The 16,515-nt window shown below is 42.4% G+C and carries 14 protein-coding genes; 9 read left to right on the forward strand and 5 right to left on the reverse strand.

Annotation, left to right across the window (positions count from 1 at the left end):
• Nucleotides 1-390 precede the first annotated feature (390 nt).
• A complete protein-coding gene (locus ACOVQQ_RS03835; RefSeq protein WP_421817020.1) occupies nt 391-2,751 on the forward strand; it encodes an alpha-ketoacid dehydrogenase subunit alpha/beta in 2,361 nt (786 codons plus the stop codon).
• Between the two features lie 4 nt (nt 2,752-2,755).
• A complete protein-coding gene (locus ACOVQQ_RS03840; protein ID WP_421817021.1) occupies nt 2,756-3,274 on the forward strand; it encodes a hypothetical protein in 519 nt (172 codons plus the stop codon).
• Here ACOVQQ_RS03840 and ACOVQQ_RS03845 read toward each other — a convergent pair.
• Both ACOVQQ_RS03845 and ACOVQQ_RS03850 read right to left on the reverse strand, forming a co-directional pair.
• Complete coding sequence (locus ACOVQQ_RS03845) at nt 3,257-4,039, reverse strand: TSUP family transporter (protein WP_421817022.1); 783 nt, start codon at nt 4,037-4,039, stop codon at nt 3,257-3,259. The genes ACOVQQ_RS03840 and ACOVQQ_RS03845 overlap by 18 nt on opposite strands.
• Nucleotides 4,040-4,041: 2 nt before the next feature.
• Complete coding sequence (locus ACOVQQ_RS03850; protein WP_421817023.1) at nt 4,042-6,018, reverse strand: alpha-ketoacid dehydrogenase subunit alpha/beta; 1,977 nt, start codon at nt 6,016-6,018, stop codon at nt 4,042-4,044.
• 194 nt (nt 6,019-6,212) lie between these two features.
• Between ACOVQQ_RS03850 and ACOVQQ_RS03855 the strand changes: the two genes are divergently transcribed.
• Genes ACOVQQ_RS03855 through ACOVQQ_RS03875 form a run of 5 tightly spaced genes read left to right on the forward strand, consistent with a single transcriptional unit; the run spans nt 6,213 to nt 10,210 of the window.
• On the forward strand, nt 6,213-7,163 hold the full coding sequence (locus tag ACOVQQ_RS03855; protein ID WP_094486358.1) for an isopenicillin N synthase family dioxygenase: 951 nt from the start codon (nt 6,213-6,215) through the stop codon (nt 7,161-7,163).
• A 53-nt stretch (nt 7,164-7,216) separates the two neighbouring features.
• The gene (locus ACOVQQ_RS03860; protein WP_094486359.1) at nt 7,217-7,546 is read left to right on the forward strand and encodes a translation initiation factor; all 330 of its coding nucleotides are present in this window, start codon (nt 7,217-7,219) and stop codon (nt 7,544-7,546) included.
• 2 nt (nt 7,547-7,548) lie between these two features.
• A complete protein-coding gene (locus tag ACOVQQ_RS03865; protein ID WP_421817024.1) occupies nt 7,549-8,418 on the forward strand; it encodes a nucleoside phosphorylase in 870 nt (289 codons plus the stop codon).
• Nucleotides 8,415-9,263: an ABC transporter substrate-binding protein gene (locus ACOVQQ_RS03870; protein WP_421817025.1), complete on the forward strand. Its 849-nt coding sequence runs from the start codon at nt 8,415-8,417 to the stop codon at nt 9,261-9,263. Before ACOVQQ_RS03865 ends, ACOVQQ_RS03870 begins: the two co-directional genes overlap by 4 nt.
• A gap of 14 nt (nt 9,264-9,277) precedes the next feature.
• The gene (locus ACOVQQ_RS03875; protein WP_421817026.1) at nt 9,278-10,210 is read left to right on the forward strand and encodes a transglutaminase domain-containing protein; all 933 of its coding nucleotides are present in this window, start codon (nt 9,278-9,280) and stop codon (nt 10,208-10,210) included.
• 6 nt (nt 10,211-10,216) lie between these two features.
• Here the strand turns inward: ACOVQQ_RS03875 and ung are convergent, their stop codons facing one another.
• Nucleotides 10,217-10,888, reverse strand: a complete 672-nt coding sequence (ung, locus tag ACOVQQ_RS03880) for a uracil-DNA glycosylase (protein ID WP_421817027.1) — start codon at nt 10,886-10,888, stop codon at nt 10,217-10,219.
• Nucleotides 10,889-10,995: 107 nt separating this feature from the next.
• Between ung and ACOVQQ_RS03885 the strand changes: the two genes are divergently transcribed.
• Together ACOVQQ_RS03885 and ACOVQQ_RS03890 are read left to right on the forward strand one after the other, a co-directional pair.
• Nucleotides 10,996-13,161, forward strand: a complete 2,166-nt coding sequence (locus ACOVQQ_RS03885) for an endonuclease MutS2 (RefSeq protein ID WP_421817028.1) — start codon at nt 10,996-10,998, stop codon at nt 13,159-13,161.
• Complete coding sequence (locus tag ACOVQQ_RS03890; protein WP_421817029.1) at nt 13,158-13,589, forward strand: thiol-disulfide oxidoreductase DCC family protein; 432 nt, start codon at nt 13,158-13,160, stop codon at nt 13,587-13,589. The genes ACOVQQ_RS03885 and ACOVQQ_RS03890 overlap by 4 nt, the downstream gene beginning before the upstream one ends.
• Before the next feature lie 11 nt (nt 13,590-13,600).
• Here the strand turns inward: ACOVQQ_RS03890 and ACOVQQ_RS03895 are convergent, their stop codons facing one another.
• Both ACOVQQ_RS03895 and aroC read right to left on the reverse strand, forming a co-directional pair.
• Nucleotides 13,601-14,848 (reverse strand): dicarboxylate/amino acid:cation symporter, encoded by a 1,248-nt coding sequence (locus ACOVQQ_RS03895; protein WP_421817030.1) that lies wholly within the window; start codon nt 14,846-14,848, stop codon nt 13,601-13,603.
• A gap of 168 nt (nt 14,849-15,016) precedes the next feature.
• The gene (gene aroC / locus ACOVQQ_RS03900; protein WP_421817031.1) at nt 15,017-16,084 is read right to left on the reverse strand and encodes a chorismate synthase; all 1,068 of its coding nucleotides are present in this window, start codon (nt 16,082-16,084) and stop codon (nt 15,017-15,019) included.
• Between the last annotated feature and the right edge of the window lie 431 nt (nt 16,085-16,515).

Consider the following 16,515-nt stretch of genomic DNA (forward strand, 5'->3'; position numbering starts at 1 on the left):
ATCGGAATTCCCTTGCGCACCTTCCCCGCGCGAACGGGTGCAGCGATATCCTTTTAGGCGTTACGTTTTTCCACTACCGTTTTGCCTAAAAGATAAAGCGGAACACGTGACGGCGTGAACCTCTTTTGCGCAGCGACGACTCGTGTGCCGGCGCGCCCAAAAAATTAAAAACCAGGCTTTTTTGTACACTTTTCATGATTTCCAAGCAATTTTAGCGGCAAGCCTCAATAAAACAAGTAGTTAAAATGCTAAAATGTCGTAGCTTTTTAACATTCAGAGAACTATTTCTGCAAAATCTAATTTCGATCGGGGACAAAACTGCAATTACAACGTTTTCGCTTTTAACAGATACCGCTTTTCGTTACATTTGTTTTTTCAAGACCTGTGAATATGACAGCATTAGAACACGCTTCAACCCTATCTTTCGAAGATTTCAAAAAAGCCGTTTTAGACGATTACAAATTGGCCGTTACCAGTCGCGAATGCAGCTTGTTAGGACGAAAAGAAGTGCTGAGTGGTAAAGCTAAATTTGGAATCTTTGGCGACGGTAAAGAAGTTCCGCAGCTCGCTTTAGCAAAAGCTTTTCAGAATGGCGACTTTCGCTCGGGATACTACCGCGACCAAACGTTTATGATGGCCATTGGTGCTTTGAATATTGAAACTTTCTTCGCTGGATTGTATGGAAATACCGACTTAAACCTAGAGCCGATGAGCGCCGGGCGTCAGATGGGCGGCCACTTTGCGACACACTCGCTCGACGAAAACGGGAATTGGAAAAATCTCGCTGAACAAAAAAATTCTTCTGCTGATATTTCGCCAACTGCGGGTCAGATGCCGCGATTACTCGGTTTAGCAGAAGCATCAAAATATTACCGCCAATTAACCGACTGGAACGAAGCTTCGAAATTTTCAAACCAAGGAAATGAAGTGGCTTGGGGAACTATTGGAAATGCGAGCACATCAGAAGGTTTGTTTTTCGAAACCATAAATGCCGCAGGTGTACTGCAAGTTCCGATGGTTATGAGCGTTTGGGACGACGAATACGGCATTTCGGTACACGCGAAACACCAAACTACCAAAGAAAGTATTAGCGAAATTCTCGCCGGTTTTCAGCGCACCGATTCGAAAAAAGGTTTCGAGGTTTTAACCGTTAAAGGTTGGGATTACGCCGCATTGATTAAAACTTACGAAGAAGCCGCACGCATAGCACGAACCGAACACGTGCCTGTACTGATACACGTTCAGGAATTAACGCAACCGCAAGGACACTCAACGTCTGGTTCGCACGAGCGTTATAAATCGGCCGAACGCTTGAAATGGGAACAAGAATTCGACTGTATTCGCCAGATGCGTTTGTGGATGATTGCAACCAATATCGCAAATCCTGAAGAATTAGACGCCCTAGAATCGGACATTAAAAAAGACGTTTTAGAAGGTAAAAAACAAGCTTGGAAATCGTTTTTAGATCCGATTAAAGCTGAAGTTCAGCAACTTTTAGAAATCGTGACGCAAATGCCTGGTTTGAGTCAGGAGCTTATCGATAATATCGCCGATTTGAAAGCCACGCGCGAACCTATTCGAAAAGATATTTTAAGCTTGGCGCGAAAAATATTGCGTAAAACCAGCACCAATAATGAGCAATTACGCGCGTGGACTGTTGCTTACGCAGAAAAATGCCAGTTGCTTTTTAGCAGTAATTTGTTTTCGGAAAGCGATAAAAACATTGCATCAATCCCCGAAATTGCGCCAATTATTGATACTAACGCAGAAACTGTCGATGCACGAATCGTGCTGCGCGATAACTTCGACGCAATTTTCACGAAATACCCACAGGCACTTATTTTTGGTGAAGATTCGGGAAATATTGGCGATGTTAACCAAGGTTTAGAAGGATTACAACAAAAGTTTGGCGAACACCGCGTAGCCGACGTTGGAATTCGTGAAGCTACAATTCTTGGGCAAGGAATTGGTTTGGCGATGCGTGGTTTGCGACCTATCGCAGAAATCCAGTACTTGGATTATTTGCTTTACGCGATTCAAATCATGAGCGACGACCTTGCAACCTTGCAATACCGTACCAAAGGAAAGCAAAAAGCACCTGTGATTATTCGTACTAGAGGTCACCGTTTAGAAGGCATTTGGCATTCGGGCTCACCCATGGGAATGATTATCAATGCGGTACGCGGAATTCACGTTTTGGTTCCGAGAAACATGACGAAAGCAGCCGGTTTTTACAATGCGTTAATGCTAGCCGACGAACCTGCATTGGTTGTTGAATGTTTGAACGGCTATCGATTAAAAGAGCAACTTCCAGAAAATCCGGGTGAATACACAACACCAATCGGAATTGCAGAAGTATTACGCGAAGGAAAAGACATCACTGTAGTTTCGTACGGCTCAACCTTACGACTCGTACAAGCCGCAGCCACAGAACTTGCTGAACAAGGTATTGAAGTGGAAATTGTTGATTTACAATCGCTTTTACCCTTCGATTTAACGCACATTTGTGGGGCAAGTGTTTCAAAAACGAATCGTTTATTGGTTGTCGATGAAGACGTTCCAGGAGGTGCCTCGGCCTATATTTTGCAGAAAATAGTTGAAGATCAAAATGCTTATCGTTTTCTCGATTGCAAACCGCAAACACTAACGGCTAAACACCACCGACCTGCGTACGGAACCGATGGCGATTATTTCTCAAAACCATCGACAGATGATATTATCGAGAAAATCCTAGACATGTTAGCAGAGTAATATTATGAGACAATTTTTGCTTTTTGTTTTACTGCTTACAAGCATTTTTGGTCATTCACAAAATTCATTTCCAGAAAGTTGGATTGGAAATTGGAAAGGTGAACTAGAGATTATTGCGCCAGCGTCTGGTGCCGTCCAAGCAAATTTTCCGATGGAGATAAAAATTGGAACTACTGAAAAGGCAGGAGAATGGTCGTGGACAATTATTTATAACCACAAAGACGTTCGAAATTATCTGTTGCGCGTGAAAGATAAAAGTCGCGGTTTGTATGAAATCGATGAATTGAATAAAATTGTCTTAGATCTCGCTGTTTTCGGAAATACCACGGTAAGCAGTTTCGAAGTTGATAAAATGCGTATTGTCGATTTCCACGAACTTAAAGACGGAAAGATGCACTTTTCTCTGATTTCCTATGATGAATCAAAAGCTAATTTATCGGGCAGCGGTACAGCCGAAATTCCGACGGTAAAAAGTAACGTGGTAACTGCGATGCAGCGCGCCGTTTTAGAACGAGAAAAATAGATTCAATAGTAAGACGAGTCCGATTAGTAGGATAATTAACGCCAAGATTTTCTTGAGGAAGAAAACGTCGGCTCGCGATTGAAAGCGCAATCCGATAAGCATACCGACGAGTGTTAATGTCGTAAATGTAATCAATAATTGCACGTCGGGAATTAGCATCTGCGATAAATCGGTGATGAAACCGACTAAACATTGTACACCAACTAGCGTTAAGCTCATTGCTGTAGCTTCTTTGAATGTCAATCCTCCAAAAAAGAGCAAAGCGGGTACTATTAGAAATCCGCCGCCAGCGCCCAAAAATCCTGCTGTAAACCCGATTAGAAATCCGAGTAACAATAAAATTCTTGCAGATGTTCGCTGCGTTCGAGCACCTTTATTATTTCGCAACAATAGAATTGCCGCTGCAAGCATTAACAACGAAAAGAGAAACAACAGCAAATCGCCCCGTTTGATGGAAAGACTTGCAAGCAGAATATTTTCAGGTATGCGTGGTAAAACGAACGAACGCGCAACAACGACACCTAAACTAGACGGAATTCCGAATAAAAACAATTTTTTCCAAACGATATTTCCGGCAAACATTTGCTTGACACTTCCAACAATCGCCGGCACGCCAACAATAAAAAGCGAATAGGTTGTCGCTAAAATGGGTTCTAAGCCAAAGAAGAAAATTAGTGCAGGAAGTGATAAAATACTTCCGCCGCTACCGAGTAAACCCAAACTTACTCCGATTAAAACGGCGGCGATGTATCCTGCAATTTCCATTTTTAATACGCTAATAGCTCTTGAATTTGCATTCTAAAGCGCGATTTTGGTAAATACTGATCCTCTAGCACTTTGGTGAACGGAATCGGCGTTTCCAAACTGCCCACACGCATTACGGGAGCGTCCAGATATTGGAAACAATTTTCCATAATCATTGCCGATAAATCGCTCGCAAAACCGCCAAAAATAGAATCCTCTTGAAGAATGATGCAACGAGACGTTCGCTTAACCGACTCGAAAATCGTTTTTGTATCGAGCGGCTGTAAGGTGCGTAAATCAATAACTTCAATATCTGTTAGTTGCAGTTCATCGATAATTTCCAAAGCCCAATGAACACCGGCGCCAAAACTTAAAACGGTAAGTTTGTTTCCGCTGCGGAGTGTGGCTGCTTCTCCGAAAGGAATGGTGTAATAGGATGTCGGTACATCTTGATAAACAGATCGATACAGCAATTTATGTTCAAAGTAAATTACAGGATTCGGATCAGCGATCGAGGTGTTTAATAAACCTTTTGCATCGTACGGAAAAGCCGGATAAACTACTTTAAGTCCCGGAGTTTTTGTAAACCAAGCTTCGTTGGTTTGAGAGTGGAAAGGTCCGGCCTGAGTGCCGCCGCCGCAAGGCATCCGCACAACAACATCGGCGTGTTCTCCCCAGCGGTAGTGCGACTTCGCGAGTAGATTCACAATCGGATTAAATCCTGTGGAAACAAAATCGGCAAATTGCATTTCAACCACCGCTTTGTATCCGTTAATACTCAATCCCATTCCGGCACTTACAACGGCGCTTTCGCAGATGGGCGTATTTAAAATTCGTTCTTTTCCAAATTTCGCAACAAAACCGTCGGTGATTTTAAAAGCACCACCGTATTCGGCAATATCTTGACCCATGATAACCGAGTTCGGAAAACGTTCGAACGATTGCGACAAACTTTCAGAAATGGCGTCTACGAAACGAATATTTTTCAGTTCAGCTTCAGGCGCAGTAATCGCTAATTCAAACGGCTTATAGACATCGTTTAGCTCTTCTTCCAAAACGGCTTCAAAATCAGGTTCCGAAATGGCTGCTTGCCAATTAGTGTCGATTTCAGATTTTAAAGCTGCTGTGATTTCTGCTTCTAAATCCGGATTTAAAACAGCATTATCTGTGAGGTATTTTTTAAAATTAGCAACCGGATCTTTCGCAGCCCAAGCATCCATTAGTTCTTGCGGTACGTATTTGGTTCCGCTCGCTTCCTCGTGTCCGCGCATGCGAAACGTCTTGAATTCAAGTAATACCGGACGCGGATTTTCCATCATCGAGTGCTTCAAATCTTTCAACAAATGGTAAATATCTAAGATATTGTTCCCATCGACAATGTAACTTTCCATACCATAACCTACACCGCGGTCGGCTAAATGTTCGCAATTGTATTGTTCGTTGGTTGGTGTCGATAATCCGTAGCCGTTGTTTTCAATGACAAACATTACAGGAAGCTTCCAAACAGATGCAATATTTAAGGCTTCGTGAAAATCGCCTTCCGAAGTTGCACCTTCACCCGTAAAAACTGCCGTTACTTTTTTCTCTTTGCGAAGTTTGTGTGCAAGCGCAATACCATCGGCAATACCCATTTGTGGACCCAAATGCGAAATCATTCCAATAATTTTGTGTTCTTGAGTACCAAAGTGGAAACTGCGGTCGCGACCTTTAGTAAAACCCGAGCGTTTGCCTTGCCACTGGGCAAACAACTTTTGCAGCGGAACTTTACGCGTAGTAAAAACTCCTAAGTTTCGGTGCATCGGCAAAATGTATTCATCTGCATCTAAAACCGACGCAATTCCCACAGAAATAGCTTCTTGACCAATGCCACTAAACCATTTGGAAACTTTACCTTGACGAATAAGAATGAGCATTTTTTCCTCAATCATTCGCGGAAGCAATAAACTTTTGTAAAGGGAAATTAATTCTTGATCGCTGAGCGTTTTTCTATCGAAGTGCATAGGGTTTTGAGTCGTTTTTTAACGAGCGTAAAAGTAGGTATTTTATCAACTTCAATCGATGTAGTTAACAAGGTAAATTAGCGTTTTTTTGTTTTGACCGATTGAAAAACTCGGTTGCTGATGCTGCTTCAAATACTGAAAATACTATCTTTGTTTAAGAGCTTCGGCTCGATTATCGAAATTTTTAAAAGACTATGCAAAACATTCCAAGTGTTGACCTGCGTGATTTCCTTTCGGAGAACCCGGAACGCAAACAAAAATTTGTAAATGAAATCGGAAAAGCTTTTGAAGAAATTGGCTTTGTAGCCTTAAAAGGGCACTTTTTAGACGATCGTTTGGTAGACGATTTGTACAGCGAAGTTCGACAGTTTTTTGCACTTCCCGTAGAAGTAAAAGAAAAGTATGAAATTCCTGGAATTGGCGGACAACGCGGTTATGTTTCCTTTGGAAAAGAACACGCAAAAGGAAGAAAAGAAGGCGATTTAAAAGAATTCTGGCACTTTGGTCAGTATGTCGATGAAACTTCACGCTGGAAAGATGAATATCCAGACAACGTGGAAGTTACGGAGCTTCCAAAATTCAATGAGATTGGAAAAGAAGCCTACAAAATGCTTGAAAAAACCGGCGTATATGTGCTTCGCGCCTTAGCTTTACACTTAGGACTCGACGAAAAGTACTTTGATGAATATGCGTACGAAGGCAACTCCATTCTTCGTCCGATTCACTACCCGCCTATCACAAAAGAACCTGAAAATGCCATACGCGCAGCCGCACACGGCGATATTAACTTGATTACCCTACTGATGGGCGCCCAAGGAAAAGGCTTGCAAGTACAAAACCATAACGGCGAGTGGATCGACGCTATTGCGGAAGACGACGAACTTGTGATCAATGTGGGTGACATGCTCTCGAGACATACCAACAACAAATTGAAATCAACGATTCATCAGGTGGTAAATCCGCCGCGCGAATTGTGGGGAACATCAAGATATTCCATTCCGTTTTTCATGCATCCGGTGAGCGACATGAAGCTGAATTGTTTGGAAAATTGCATCGACGAAAACAATCCGAAACTTTACGAAGATATTACTGCTGGCGATTTCCTTAACGAGCGTCTGGTAGAATTAGGATTGATCAAAAAATAATGTAGAACTTAATCGAAAAAGAGTGCGAATTAGCGTTCGCACTCTTCTTTTTTATGGACTTACAAGAACAACTCAAAAAACTATTTCCCGATCACCAACCCTTACCTGAGGAAAAATCGGAACCTGAAAGCATAAGCATTCAATTGCAAAAAGAACCGCTGATTTGTAAATACGAAAAGCGAAAAGGTGCAGCAACCACACTCATTGAAGGCTATGAAGGCAGCGAAGCCGAATTAAAAATATTAGCCAAAGAACTCAAAACATTTCTAGGCGTGGGCGGTAGTGTGAAAGATCATGTAATTATCGTTCAAGGCGATTACCGAGATAAAATAATGCAAAAACTAAAAGAAAAAGGATTTAAAGTAAAACGTGTAGGAGGATAATTATGATAGCAAACTCAGAACTAATATTAAATCCAGATGGCAGTGTTTACCACTTAAATTTACTGCCCGAACATATAGCAGACACATTTATTTTTGTGGGCGATCAGAACCGTGTGGAAAAAATAACACGGTATTTCGATCATATTGAATTCTCAACACAAAAACGCGAGTTTAAAGCACAAACTGGAACTTACAAAGGAAAACGAATTACGGTTTTAAGTACAGGAATCGGTCCAGATAACATCGATATTGTGCTAAACGAACTCGACGCTTTGGTAAATGTCGATTTACAAACACGTACCGTAAAATCCGACCTTAAAAAACTGAAAATCATTCGCGTAGGGACTTCCGGCGCTTTGCAGCCCGATATTGCCGTGAACTCCTTCGTGGTATCGCGCTTTGCTGTTGGAACCGACAATATGTTGCGTTCTTACGTTTTGAATGATCAAATTCTGGAAGATTTATCCGACCGTTTCGTTCAACATACAGCTTGGGATTTGCAAAAAGGAAAACCGTACGCGGTAAGTTGCAGCGACGAATTGCTTTCTTGGTTCGATAATCCGAAGTTTAAAAAAGGAATTACGGCAACGGCAGGTGGTTTTTACGGACCGCAAGGACGCGAAGTTCGCTTAACGCCAGCCGACAAAACCATCAACGAAAAATTGCAAGGCTTTGAATATGAAAGCATTCCCATGACTAACTTAGAAATGGAAACTGCGGCGATTTACGGACTTTCCGCTTTATTTGGCCACGAAGCCCTGTCACTCAACGCAATTATTGCCAATCGAGCAAACGGTACTTTCAGTGAAAATCCGGAAGAAGCCATCGAAAATTTGATTCAAGAAGTTTTAGCCGTACTCGCCAAGCAATGAAAAAAGTAACGCTCGCCGGAGTTCCCGAACACTTTAATACGCCCATTTTATTGGCTTTAGAGGATGGTGCTTTTGCAGAAAAGGGAATCGATTTACAGTTTATTACCGTAAAAGAAGGCACTGGAAAAATGTGCCAAATGCTCGATGCCCGGGAAGCCGACGTGTCGATTTTACTCACCGAAGGGATTTGCAAGCACATCATAAACGGCGGTAAAGCAAAATTGGTTCAGTGGTATACTAAAACACCGCTACTTTGGGGCATTCATGTGGGATATGCTTCGAAATTTCAAAAGGAAACCGATTTAAAAGGAACTGTTGCTGCAATTTCCAGAAAAGGTTCAGGTTCTGAATTGATGAGCTTTGTACATGCTGCAAATATGGGCTGGAATACAGAAGAAGTGCGTTTTGAAATTGTGCATACGATAGACGGAGCCGTGGCGGCATTGACCGCTGGAACGTCGGACTACTTTATGTGGGAACAGTTCATGACACAGCCGTTGGTTGATCAAAAAATTTTTAGACGACTTGGCGTTTGCGCATCGCCTTGGCCTTGTTTTGTGATTGCCGCAAACACCATATTTGCTTCTGAAAATCCGACCGATTTACAAACTGTTTTGGCTGTCATCAATCGTTATACATCGTCCTTTAAAAATCGAGCCACTGCGGCAGCAGATATTGCCGAACGCTTTCATTTAGAACCTCCACAAGTACACGATTGGCTTCAGGTAACCGAATGGTCGCAGGAGCAAATTACTTCCGAAACGTTAAACAAAATTCAAAATCAACTCGTTTCATTTAACATCATCGATAAAAAAGGTACATTTGAGGAAATGGTAATTTCTTAATTCGAACGCAGCTGATGTCCACTTCCGTTAACATCAATTTTCAACAACTGAAAAGCAAGCTGCAACTTCCTAAGCCGTGGGATTCGATTATTATTTTCGTGCTCAACATCTTACTCACAATTCCCGTGTTTATTATTGTGCATCAGAATATTATCGATCCGCAATGGCCGTTTCATCTCGATCAAGTTTTTCTTTTCCTTATCATTGTTATCCTTTTTCAATTGTTGCTTCGCGCCATGCGAACAATCATCATTATTGCCATTTTTGTTTACTTAGTTATTCTACTTTTTGGTACTGTAATCGGCGGTTACGGTTTTAACGCTGTCGCGGAAGATTATCGAGCGATGATGTATAGCATGGCCGACAATCCGAATCCGCAAGATGTGATTATCGCCAAGCTACTCCCCTTTCCAAATAAATCACAGATTTTAGAATCCATCGAATTTAACAATCCAAAAGTTCGAAACTTCGCACTTTTCGCCACCACGCAGCATTTTAAAGACGTTAAAGGATATCACAAAGACCGAAGAATGATTCAATGTTTCGCCGTTTTTAAAGAAATTCGAAACCGCTGGAACTACGTAAACGATCCAAAAAACACGGAGTATATAGCAAGTGCTAGCGAATCGCTGGTGCATTTTTCAGGTGATTGCGATGATCATGCTATTTTGATGGCGGCATGTATTCGTGCCATTGGTGGAACACCGCGATTGATACATACCGGCGGACATATTTATCCTGAAATGCTCATCGGAAAAAAAGCCGATCTTGAACAAGCGAACTATTTGATCAAAAACGTCTTGTTTAAAGAAGAAACACGTGGTAAGGAAATCCACTATCATGTCGACGAACGCGGACAAATCTGGCTCAACCTTGATTATACGGCGCGTTTTCCGGGCGGACCTTTTATGTCTGAGGAAATTCTCGGTGCGCTAACACTGAATTAAGCGCACTTACTGCACCCATTTTATCGGTTCTTTTCCGAGCGAAACCAAAATTTCATTGGTCTTGGTAAAATGTTTGTGCCCGAACCACTTGCCGTTATTTGCACTTAATGGCGACGGATGCCCAGCTTCTAAAACAAAATGTTTCTTCCGATCGATAAATTTGGCTTTTTTACTTGCGAAGTTGCCCCAAAGCAAAAAGATAATCTGTTCCGTTTCCTCATTGATGATTCTAATAGTTTCATCGGTAAACTCTTCCCAACCTTTGCGCGAATGCGAGTGCGCTGTACCTCCGCGAACCGTAAGCGTACTGTTTAGTAACATGACACCCTGTTTGGCCCAATGCCGTAGGTTTCCGCTTTTTGGAATGGGAAGTCCGGTATCACTGTGTAATTCCTTAAAAATGTTCACCAAAGAAGGCGGAGGCGGAATTCGATCGTTTACCGAAAAACACAATCCGTTTGCCTGACCTTCTCCGTGATACGGATCCTGTCCGATAATAACCACCTTAATTTTGTCGATCGGACATAAATCGTATGCGGCAAAGATTTCTGCCTGAGGTGGATAGCAGTGATAAATACGGTAATCGCGTTTGAGAAAAGTGAGCAACTGTACAAAATACGGTTTTTCAAATTCGTGCTCTAACTTCTCGCGCCACAACGGATGTATACTCAGATTCATAATTTAGGGTTCCGATTTACTTAAACTGATGCTAATGCTTTCTTAAAAGAGCATAAAGTTATTAATTGCATCGCCGTATCTTTGTTAAAAAATACGAGTAACCGCGAATGTTATCTATAAGCCCAAAAACCATAACCGATTTACAATTTCCAACCATACTCGAAACGCTAGCCGAGAAATGCAATACCGAGCTCGGAAAAGAAAAAGCATTGCAAGTTACACCAATTGCCGATAAACTCGAGCTGCTCAAAGCTTTACAACACACATCAGAATACCGCTCCTCATTCGATAACAACAACGCCATTCCCAATCATGGGTTTGAAAGTATTGTCTCCGATTTAAAAATGTTACATATCGAAGGCAGCATGCTGGAAGTGAGCAGCTTTCGAAAATTCTTGTCGATTTCAGAAACTGCGGCAACTCTAATAAATTTTCTAAAGAAATTCGAAGATTATTACCCGGAATTAGCAGCAAAAGCTAGTGAAATTACTATTTCAAAAGACATCGCTAAACTTATTGATAATGTGATTGATAAGTATGGCGAAATACGCGACAATGCTTCACCTGATTTGGTGGAAATTCGTCGGAATATGCAACAGGTTCGCGGAAAAGTGAATCAGAGTTTTGGTATGGCGCTAACCCAATACAACAGTTTGGGATATTTAGACGACATCAAGGAGAGTTTTGTGGATAATCGGCGCGTACTTGCCGTGTTATCCATGTATCGAAAAAAGGTAAAAGGTGCCATCTTAGGAACGTCCAAAACCGGCAGCATTTCTTACATTGAACCCGAATCGACTTACAAATACTCGCGTGAATTAGCTAATTTGGAATTTGAAGAACGCGAAGAAATCCGACGAATTTTATTGTTACTCACCGCTCAGTTGCGCCCTTTCGGGGAAGTTTTGGGAGCGTATCAAGACTTTTTGAGTGATATCGACGTGATTGCTGCCAAAGCCAAATATGCACGTAAAATCAATGGTATTCTACCCGAAATCGATAATACGAGTCGGCGTGTTTACTTTCGCGAGGCCTACCACCCTATTTTATTTCTGAACAATCTCGCCGAAAAGAAAGTTACGTATCCGCAAACTTTTGAGCTGACGCAGGAGAATCGAATCATCGTCATTTCAGGACCAAACGCAGGTGGAAAAACCATTTCCTTGAAAACAATTGGTTTACTGCAATTGATGTTGCAAAGCGGATTTTTGATTCCCGTGCACGAACGCAGTTCTACATTTTTATTCGATCGAATTCTAACAGATATTGGCGACAATCAATCCATTGAAAACCATTTGAGTACGTACTCTTACCGACTCAAAAACATGAACTACTTTTTGCGTAAATGCAATAAGAATACGCTGTTTTTAATCGATGAGTTTGGAACAGGTTCCGATCCGGAATTAGGTGGTGCTTTAGCTGAAACTTTTCTGGAAGAGTTTTACCATCGAGATGCTTTTGGGATCATCACTACGCATTACGCCAATTTAAAAATGCTCGCTAATGAACTCCCCGAAGCTACAAACGCCAACATGCTTTTCGACGAGCAATCGCTGGAGCCGATGTTTAAACTGGTTATCGGTCAGGCCGGAAGCTCGTTCACCTTTGAAGTAGCTCAGAAAAACGGCATCCCGTACGGTTTGATTAATCGGGCAAAAAAGAAAATCGAGTCGGGAAAAGTTCGTTTTGACAAAACTATTGCCACACTGCAAAAAGAACGCTCGAAAATGGAGCAAACCGCGCAAAGTTTGAAAGAAGTTGAATTGAAAAAACGCGAGGAAAGCGAAAAACTCGAATCGATAAACGCGCGAATCAAACAAAAGCTCGAAAGCTATCAAGAATTATACGATCAGAACCAGAAACTGATATACATTGGTCAGAAGGTCGACGATTTAGCGCTTAAGTACTTTAACTCCAAGAATCGTAAAGAACTTATCGGCGAATTGGTGCGTTTGGTTGAAGTAGAAAATTCGAAACGCAAGAAAATTGCTCCGAAGATTTTACAAGTCGAAAAGAAAAAGCAGGAAAAAACAGCCGCCGAAGTTGCCGTGAAAGTAGACGAAATTCGGAAAGAAAAGAAAGCGAAGAAAGAGAAAGAAATCGTAGAAAAACCGAAAGCTGTTTTAAAAATTGGCGATCGCGTACGCATGCACGACGGTCGAGCAGTTGGGGTAATAGACAGTATTGAAAAAACCAAAGCCACAGTAAATTACGGTGTCTTTACCTCGAAAGTGGCGGTTGATTTGTTAGAATTGGTAGAAGCAAAAAAATGAGTGAAAGTGTAGTTTCAAGAATTCCGTCTGGGAAAAAGTTGATCTTATTTGACGGTGTTTGCACCTTATGCGATTCGGCTGTTCGATATGTTATTACTCACGACAAAAAAGATGAATTTCGATTTGCTTCTTTACAGTCGGATTTCGGACAACAAATTCTAAAACACATCGGCATTGACAATCGGCAGATAGATAGCATTGTTTTATACGAGCCTCATGTGGCGTATTACTATAAATCGGCCGCAGCGCTTCAAATCGCAAAAAACCTGGGAGGTATTTTCACCCTGGCGGGAATATTCCGCTTGATACCCACGGGATTAGCGAATCTAGTTTACGACTACGTGGCTAAGAACCGATACAAATGGTATGGAAAAAAGGAGGTTTGTGGCATCGACGACGCCAACTTACGTTACAAAATAATAGCGTAAGGTGCGTTCGATTAATCCTTTTCCCACTTACCAACAACTGCTGTAGCCAGAGCGTTTCCTAAGACATTGGTGGCACTTCGGAACATATCGCAAAAATGATCGATAGGTAGGATAAGTGCAATACCTTCAACGGGAATATCGAACATACCACAGGTTGCTGCTACAACTACTAAACTTGCTCGCGGAACTCCGGCAATACCTTTACTGGTAAGCATTAGCACTAAAAGCATGGTTAACTGCGTAGGTGTATCCAGGTGCACGCCGTAAACTTGCGCGATGAAAATTGCTGCAAAAGTCATGTACATCATGCTGCCGTCGAGGTTGAACGAATAGCCCAGAGGCAACATGAAGGAAACGATTTTGTCTTTGATGCCAAAACGCTCGAGTTCTTCGGTTAATTTTGGAAAAACAGCTTCGCTACTTGTGGTGCCAAACGCAATAAACAAAGGTCCGGTGATACGTTGCAGCAGCTGCTTCATTTGGGTACCTAAAAACAAGAAACCGATTAGGAGCAATACCACCCACAAACTGCCGATTCCGACCATAAATGAGCCAAAGAACTTTGCATAAGTTAGCATGAGTTCGCTGAAATCGCGTACGGCAAATACGCCGGCAATGGCTCCAAAAACGCCGATTGGTGCGAACTTCATGACGTAGTTTACCATTTTAAGAACGATGTGTGAAGCCGTATCGAGTGCTTTGATGATTGGTTTTGAATGATCGCCCAAGGAAGCCGCTGCAAGTCCGAAGAAGATTGAAAACACAACGATTTGCAAAATTTCGTTTGTTGCCAACGCTTCGAACAGGCTTTTTGGAATGATGTGTTCGATAAAGTGCTGTGCGGAGAAATCGGCTGTTTTTGCAGAAACTTCGGACGCGGAAGCTGTATCGATATTTCCGAGTGTTAATCCGGCGCCGGGTTCGAGTACGTTAACCCAAATCATACCAATTAGCAACGAAATGAGTGAGGCAGTAAAAAACCAACCCAGTGCTTTACCACCAATCCGACCAACGACTTTGATGTCGCCCAACTTAGCAATACCGACGATAAGCGTGGTGAAAACAAGTGGTGCAATGATCATTTGCACTAAGCGGATAAAAATCGTTGCTAAGATTTTAATGTAACTACTAAAATCTTTGGCTGCAGTTGCATCGAAGTTTTGGTGAACGAAGATTCCCAAACCAATGCCGGCAATCATTGCAATGAGAATTTGTACGGTGAGATTAGCGAAAATGCTCGGTTTTTTTTCTTGTGTCATGATATTTTGGTTACGATTGCAACAGCCCCGATTGCAGCGAAAAGCGCGCAAAGCCCGTTTTTACAGCTTGCCGATTTTTGCGGGCGACCGAAGGAAGCCTAAAAAAAGCGGTGCAAGCGTAAAAAAGGGGCTGCGTACTTGTAGCGAAAAGCGGGAATAGCTGCCTCATTATATGGAAGATTGTATTTTTTGTAAGAGATAAAAATCGGCTAAAACTAGTGCGGTCATAGCCTCGACGATGGGAACGGCGCGGGGAACGACGCAAGGATCGTGGCGACCTTTAGCTTCCAATACCACTTCTTCGCCCAGGGCGTTTATCGTTTTTTGATCTTGCATGATGGTTGCAACGGGCTTAAAAGCTACTCGAAAGCAAATATCCATGCCGTTAGAAATTCCGCCTTGAATCCCGCCGGAGTGATTGGTAGTGGTAGTGCCGTCGGGCAGAAAAGTATCGTTATGCTCGGAACCAAACATGCTTGCTGCTTGAAAACCGCTGCCGATTTCGAATCCTTTTACGGCATTTATGGACAACATGGCGCGACCAAGAGCAGCGTGTAATTTGTCGAAAATCGGCTCTCCGAGTCCAGCCGGGACGCCCTTTACAATGCAATCGATGACGCCGCCAACGCTATCGCCTTTTTGTTTGAGATCGGTTAATAATTCGAGCATTTGTTGGCTAAGTTCAGGAACGGGGCAACGAATTTCGGACTGATCGACCAAGGATCTTGTGACGTTATTTTGGTACGAATCGGTTTTAATGGAGCCGATTTGCGACACGTAAGCGGTTATCTGCACGTTTGGCAAGAGTTGTTCGACTAAGGCACCTGCCGCTACGCGTACGGCGGTTTCACGAGCGGAACTTCGGCCACCACCACGGTAGTCGCGAAAACCGTACTTTTTATCGTAGGTGAAGTCGGCGTGTGAAGGTCGGTATGCGTCTTTAATCTTGTCATAATCAACCGATTTTTTGTCGGCATTTGGAATGATGAAACCGATGGGAGTTCCGGTGGTTTTTCCTTCGAAGATACCGGATAGGAAAGTAATGGCGTCGGACTCGTTTCGTGGGGAAACCCATTGGCTTTGTCCGGGACGCCGTCTATTCATCTGATTTTGAATAGCTTGAAAATCGATTTGCAGACCAGCCGGAACGTGATCGAGAATACCGCCGATGGCTTCGCCGTGCGATTCGCCGAAGGTAGTAAGCGTGAGCAGAGTTCCGAGAGTATTTGCTGCCATGTTGAAGATTTGGTCAAATATAAGGAATACGGTTGTGAAGTAGATTTGAGATTGGAATTTGGTAGAGAAATTACGGATAAAACGGGTGTAACGAACATAGTTGTTCTTGGTTGGATACCGGTCTTCACCCTTTTGCGTTCTTGAATTTTCTTCTTTTCCTACTTTCTCACCAACTTAGTTCCGTTGACCACATAGGCACAGAGGTGACATTGATTGGTGTGGGAAAAACTCACTTGTTTCTTTACTTCAGATAACTATCGGATTTAACTTTTTTCACTTCCGATAGCTATCGGAATTCACTTTTTTAGCTTTTTTAGCTCTTTTAGCTTTTTTAGCTCTTTTAGCTTTTTTAGCTTTTTTCATTCTTACTATTTCATTCCGTTGACCACATAGGCACAGAGGTGACATTGATTGGTGTGGGAAAAACTCAC

Source organism: Flavobacterium sp. (genome assembly GCF_049240005.1).
Taxonomy (GTDB): Bacteria; Bacteroidota; Bacteroidia; order Flavobacteriales; family Flavobacteriaceae; genus Flavobacterium.

Excerpts from the sequence above, each read along its gene's own strand:
- ACOVQQ_RS03835 (WP_421817020.1), top strand. The coding sequence starts at position 391 with ATGACAGCATTAGAACACGCTTCAACCCTATCTTTCGAAGATTTCAAA.
- ACOVQQ_RS03875 (WP_421817026.1), top strand. The coding sequence starts at position 9,278 with ATGTCCACTTCCGTTAACATCAATTTTCAACAACTGAAAAGCAAGCTG.
- ACOVQQ_RS03855 (WP_094486358.1), top strand. The coding sequence starts at position 6,213 with ATGCAAAACATTCCAAGTGTTGACCTGCGTGATTTCCTTTCGGAGAAC.
- ACOVQQ_RS03865 (WP_421817024.1), top strand. The coding sequence starts at position 7,549 with ATGATAGCAAACTCAGAACTAATATTAAATCCAGATGGCAGTGTTTAC.
- ACOVQQ_RS03890 (WP_421817029.1), top strand. The coding sequence starts at position 13,158 with ATGAGTGAAAGTGTAGTTTCAAGAATTCCGTCTGGGAAAAAGTTGATC.
- ACOVQQ_RS03885 (WP_421817028.1), top strand. The coding sequence starts at position 10,996 with ATGTTATCTATAAGCCCAAAAACCATAACCGATTTACAATTTCCAACC.
- ACOVQQ_RS03845 (WP_421817022.1), bottom strand. The coding sequence starts at position 4,039 with ATGGAAATTGCAGGATACATCGCCGCCGTTTTAATCGGAGTAAGTTTG.
- ACOVQQ_RS03870 (WP_421817025.1), top strand. The coding sequence starts at position 8,415 with ATGAAAAAAGTAACGCTCGCCGGAGTTCCCGAACACTTTAATACGCCC.
- ACOVQQ_RS03840 (WP_421817021.1), top strand. The coding sequence starts at position 2,756 with ATGAGACAATTTTTGCTTTTTGTTTTACTGCTTACAAGCATTTTTGGT.
- ung (WP_421817027.1), bottom strand. The coding sequence starts at position 10,888 with ATGAATCTGAGTATACATCCGTTGTGGCGCGAGAAGTTAGAGCACGAA.
- ACOVQQ_RS03895 (WP_421817030.1), bottom strand. The coding sequence starts at position 14,848 with ATGACACAAGAAAAAAAACCGAGCATTTTCGCTAATCTCACCGTACAA.
- ACOVQQ_RS03850 (WP_421817023.1), bottom strand. The coding sequence starts at position 6,018 with ATGCACTTCGATAGAAAAACGCTCAGCGATCAAGAATTAATTTCCCTT.
- aroC (WP_421817031.1), bottom strand. The coding sequence starts at position 16,084 with ATGGCAGCAAATACTCTCGGAACTCTGCTCACGCTTACTACCTTCGGC.
- ACOVQQ_RS03860 (WP_094486359.1), top strand. The coding sequence starts at position 7,217 with ATGGACTTACAAGAACAACTCAAAAAACTATTTCCCGATCACCAACCC.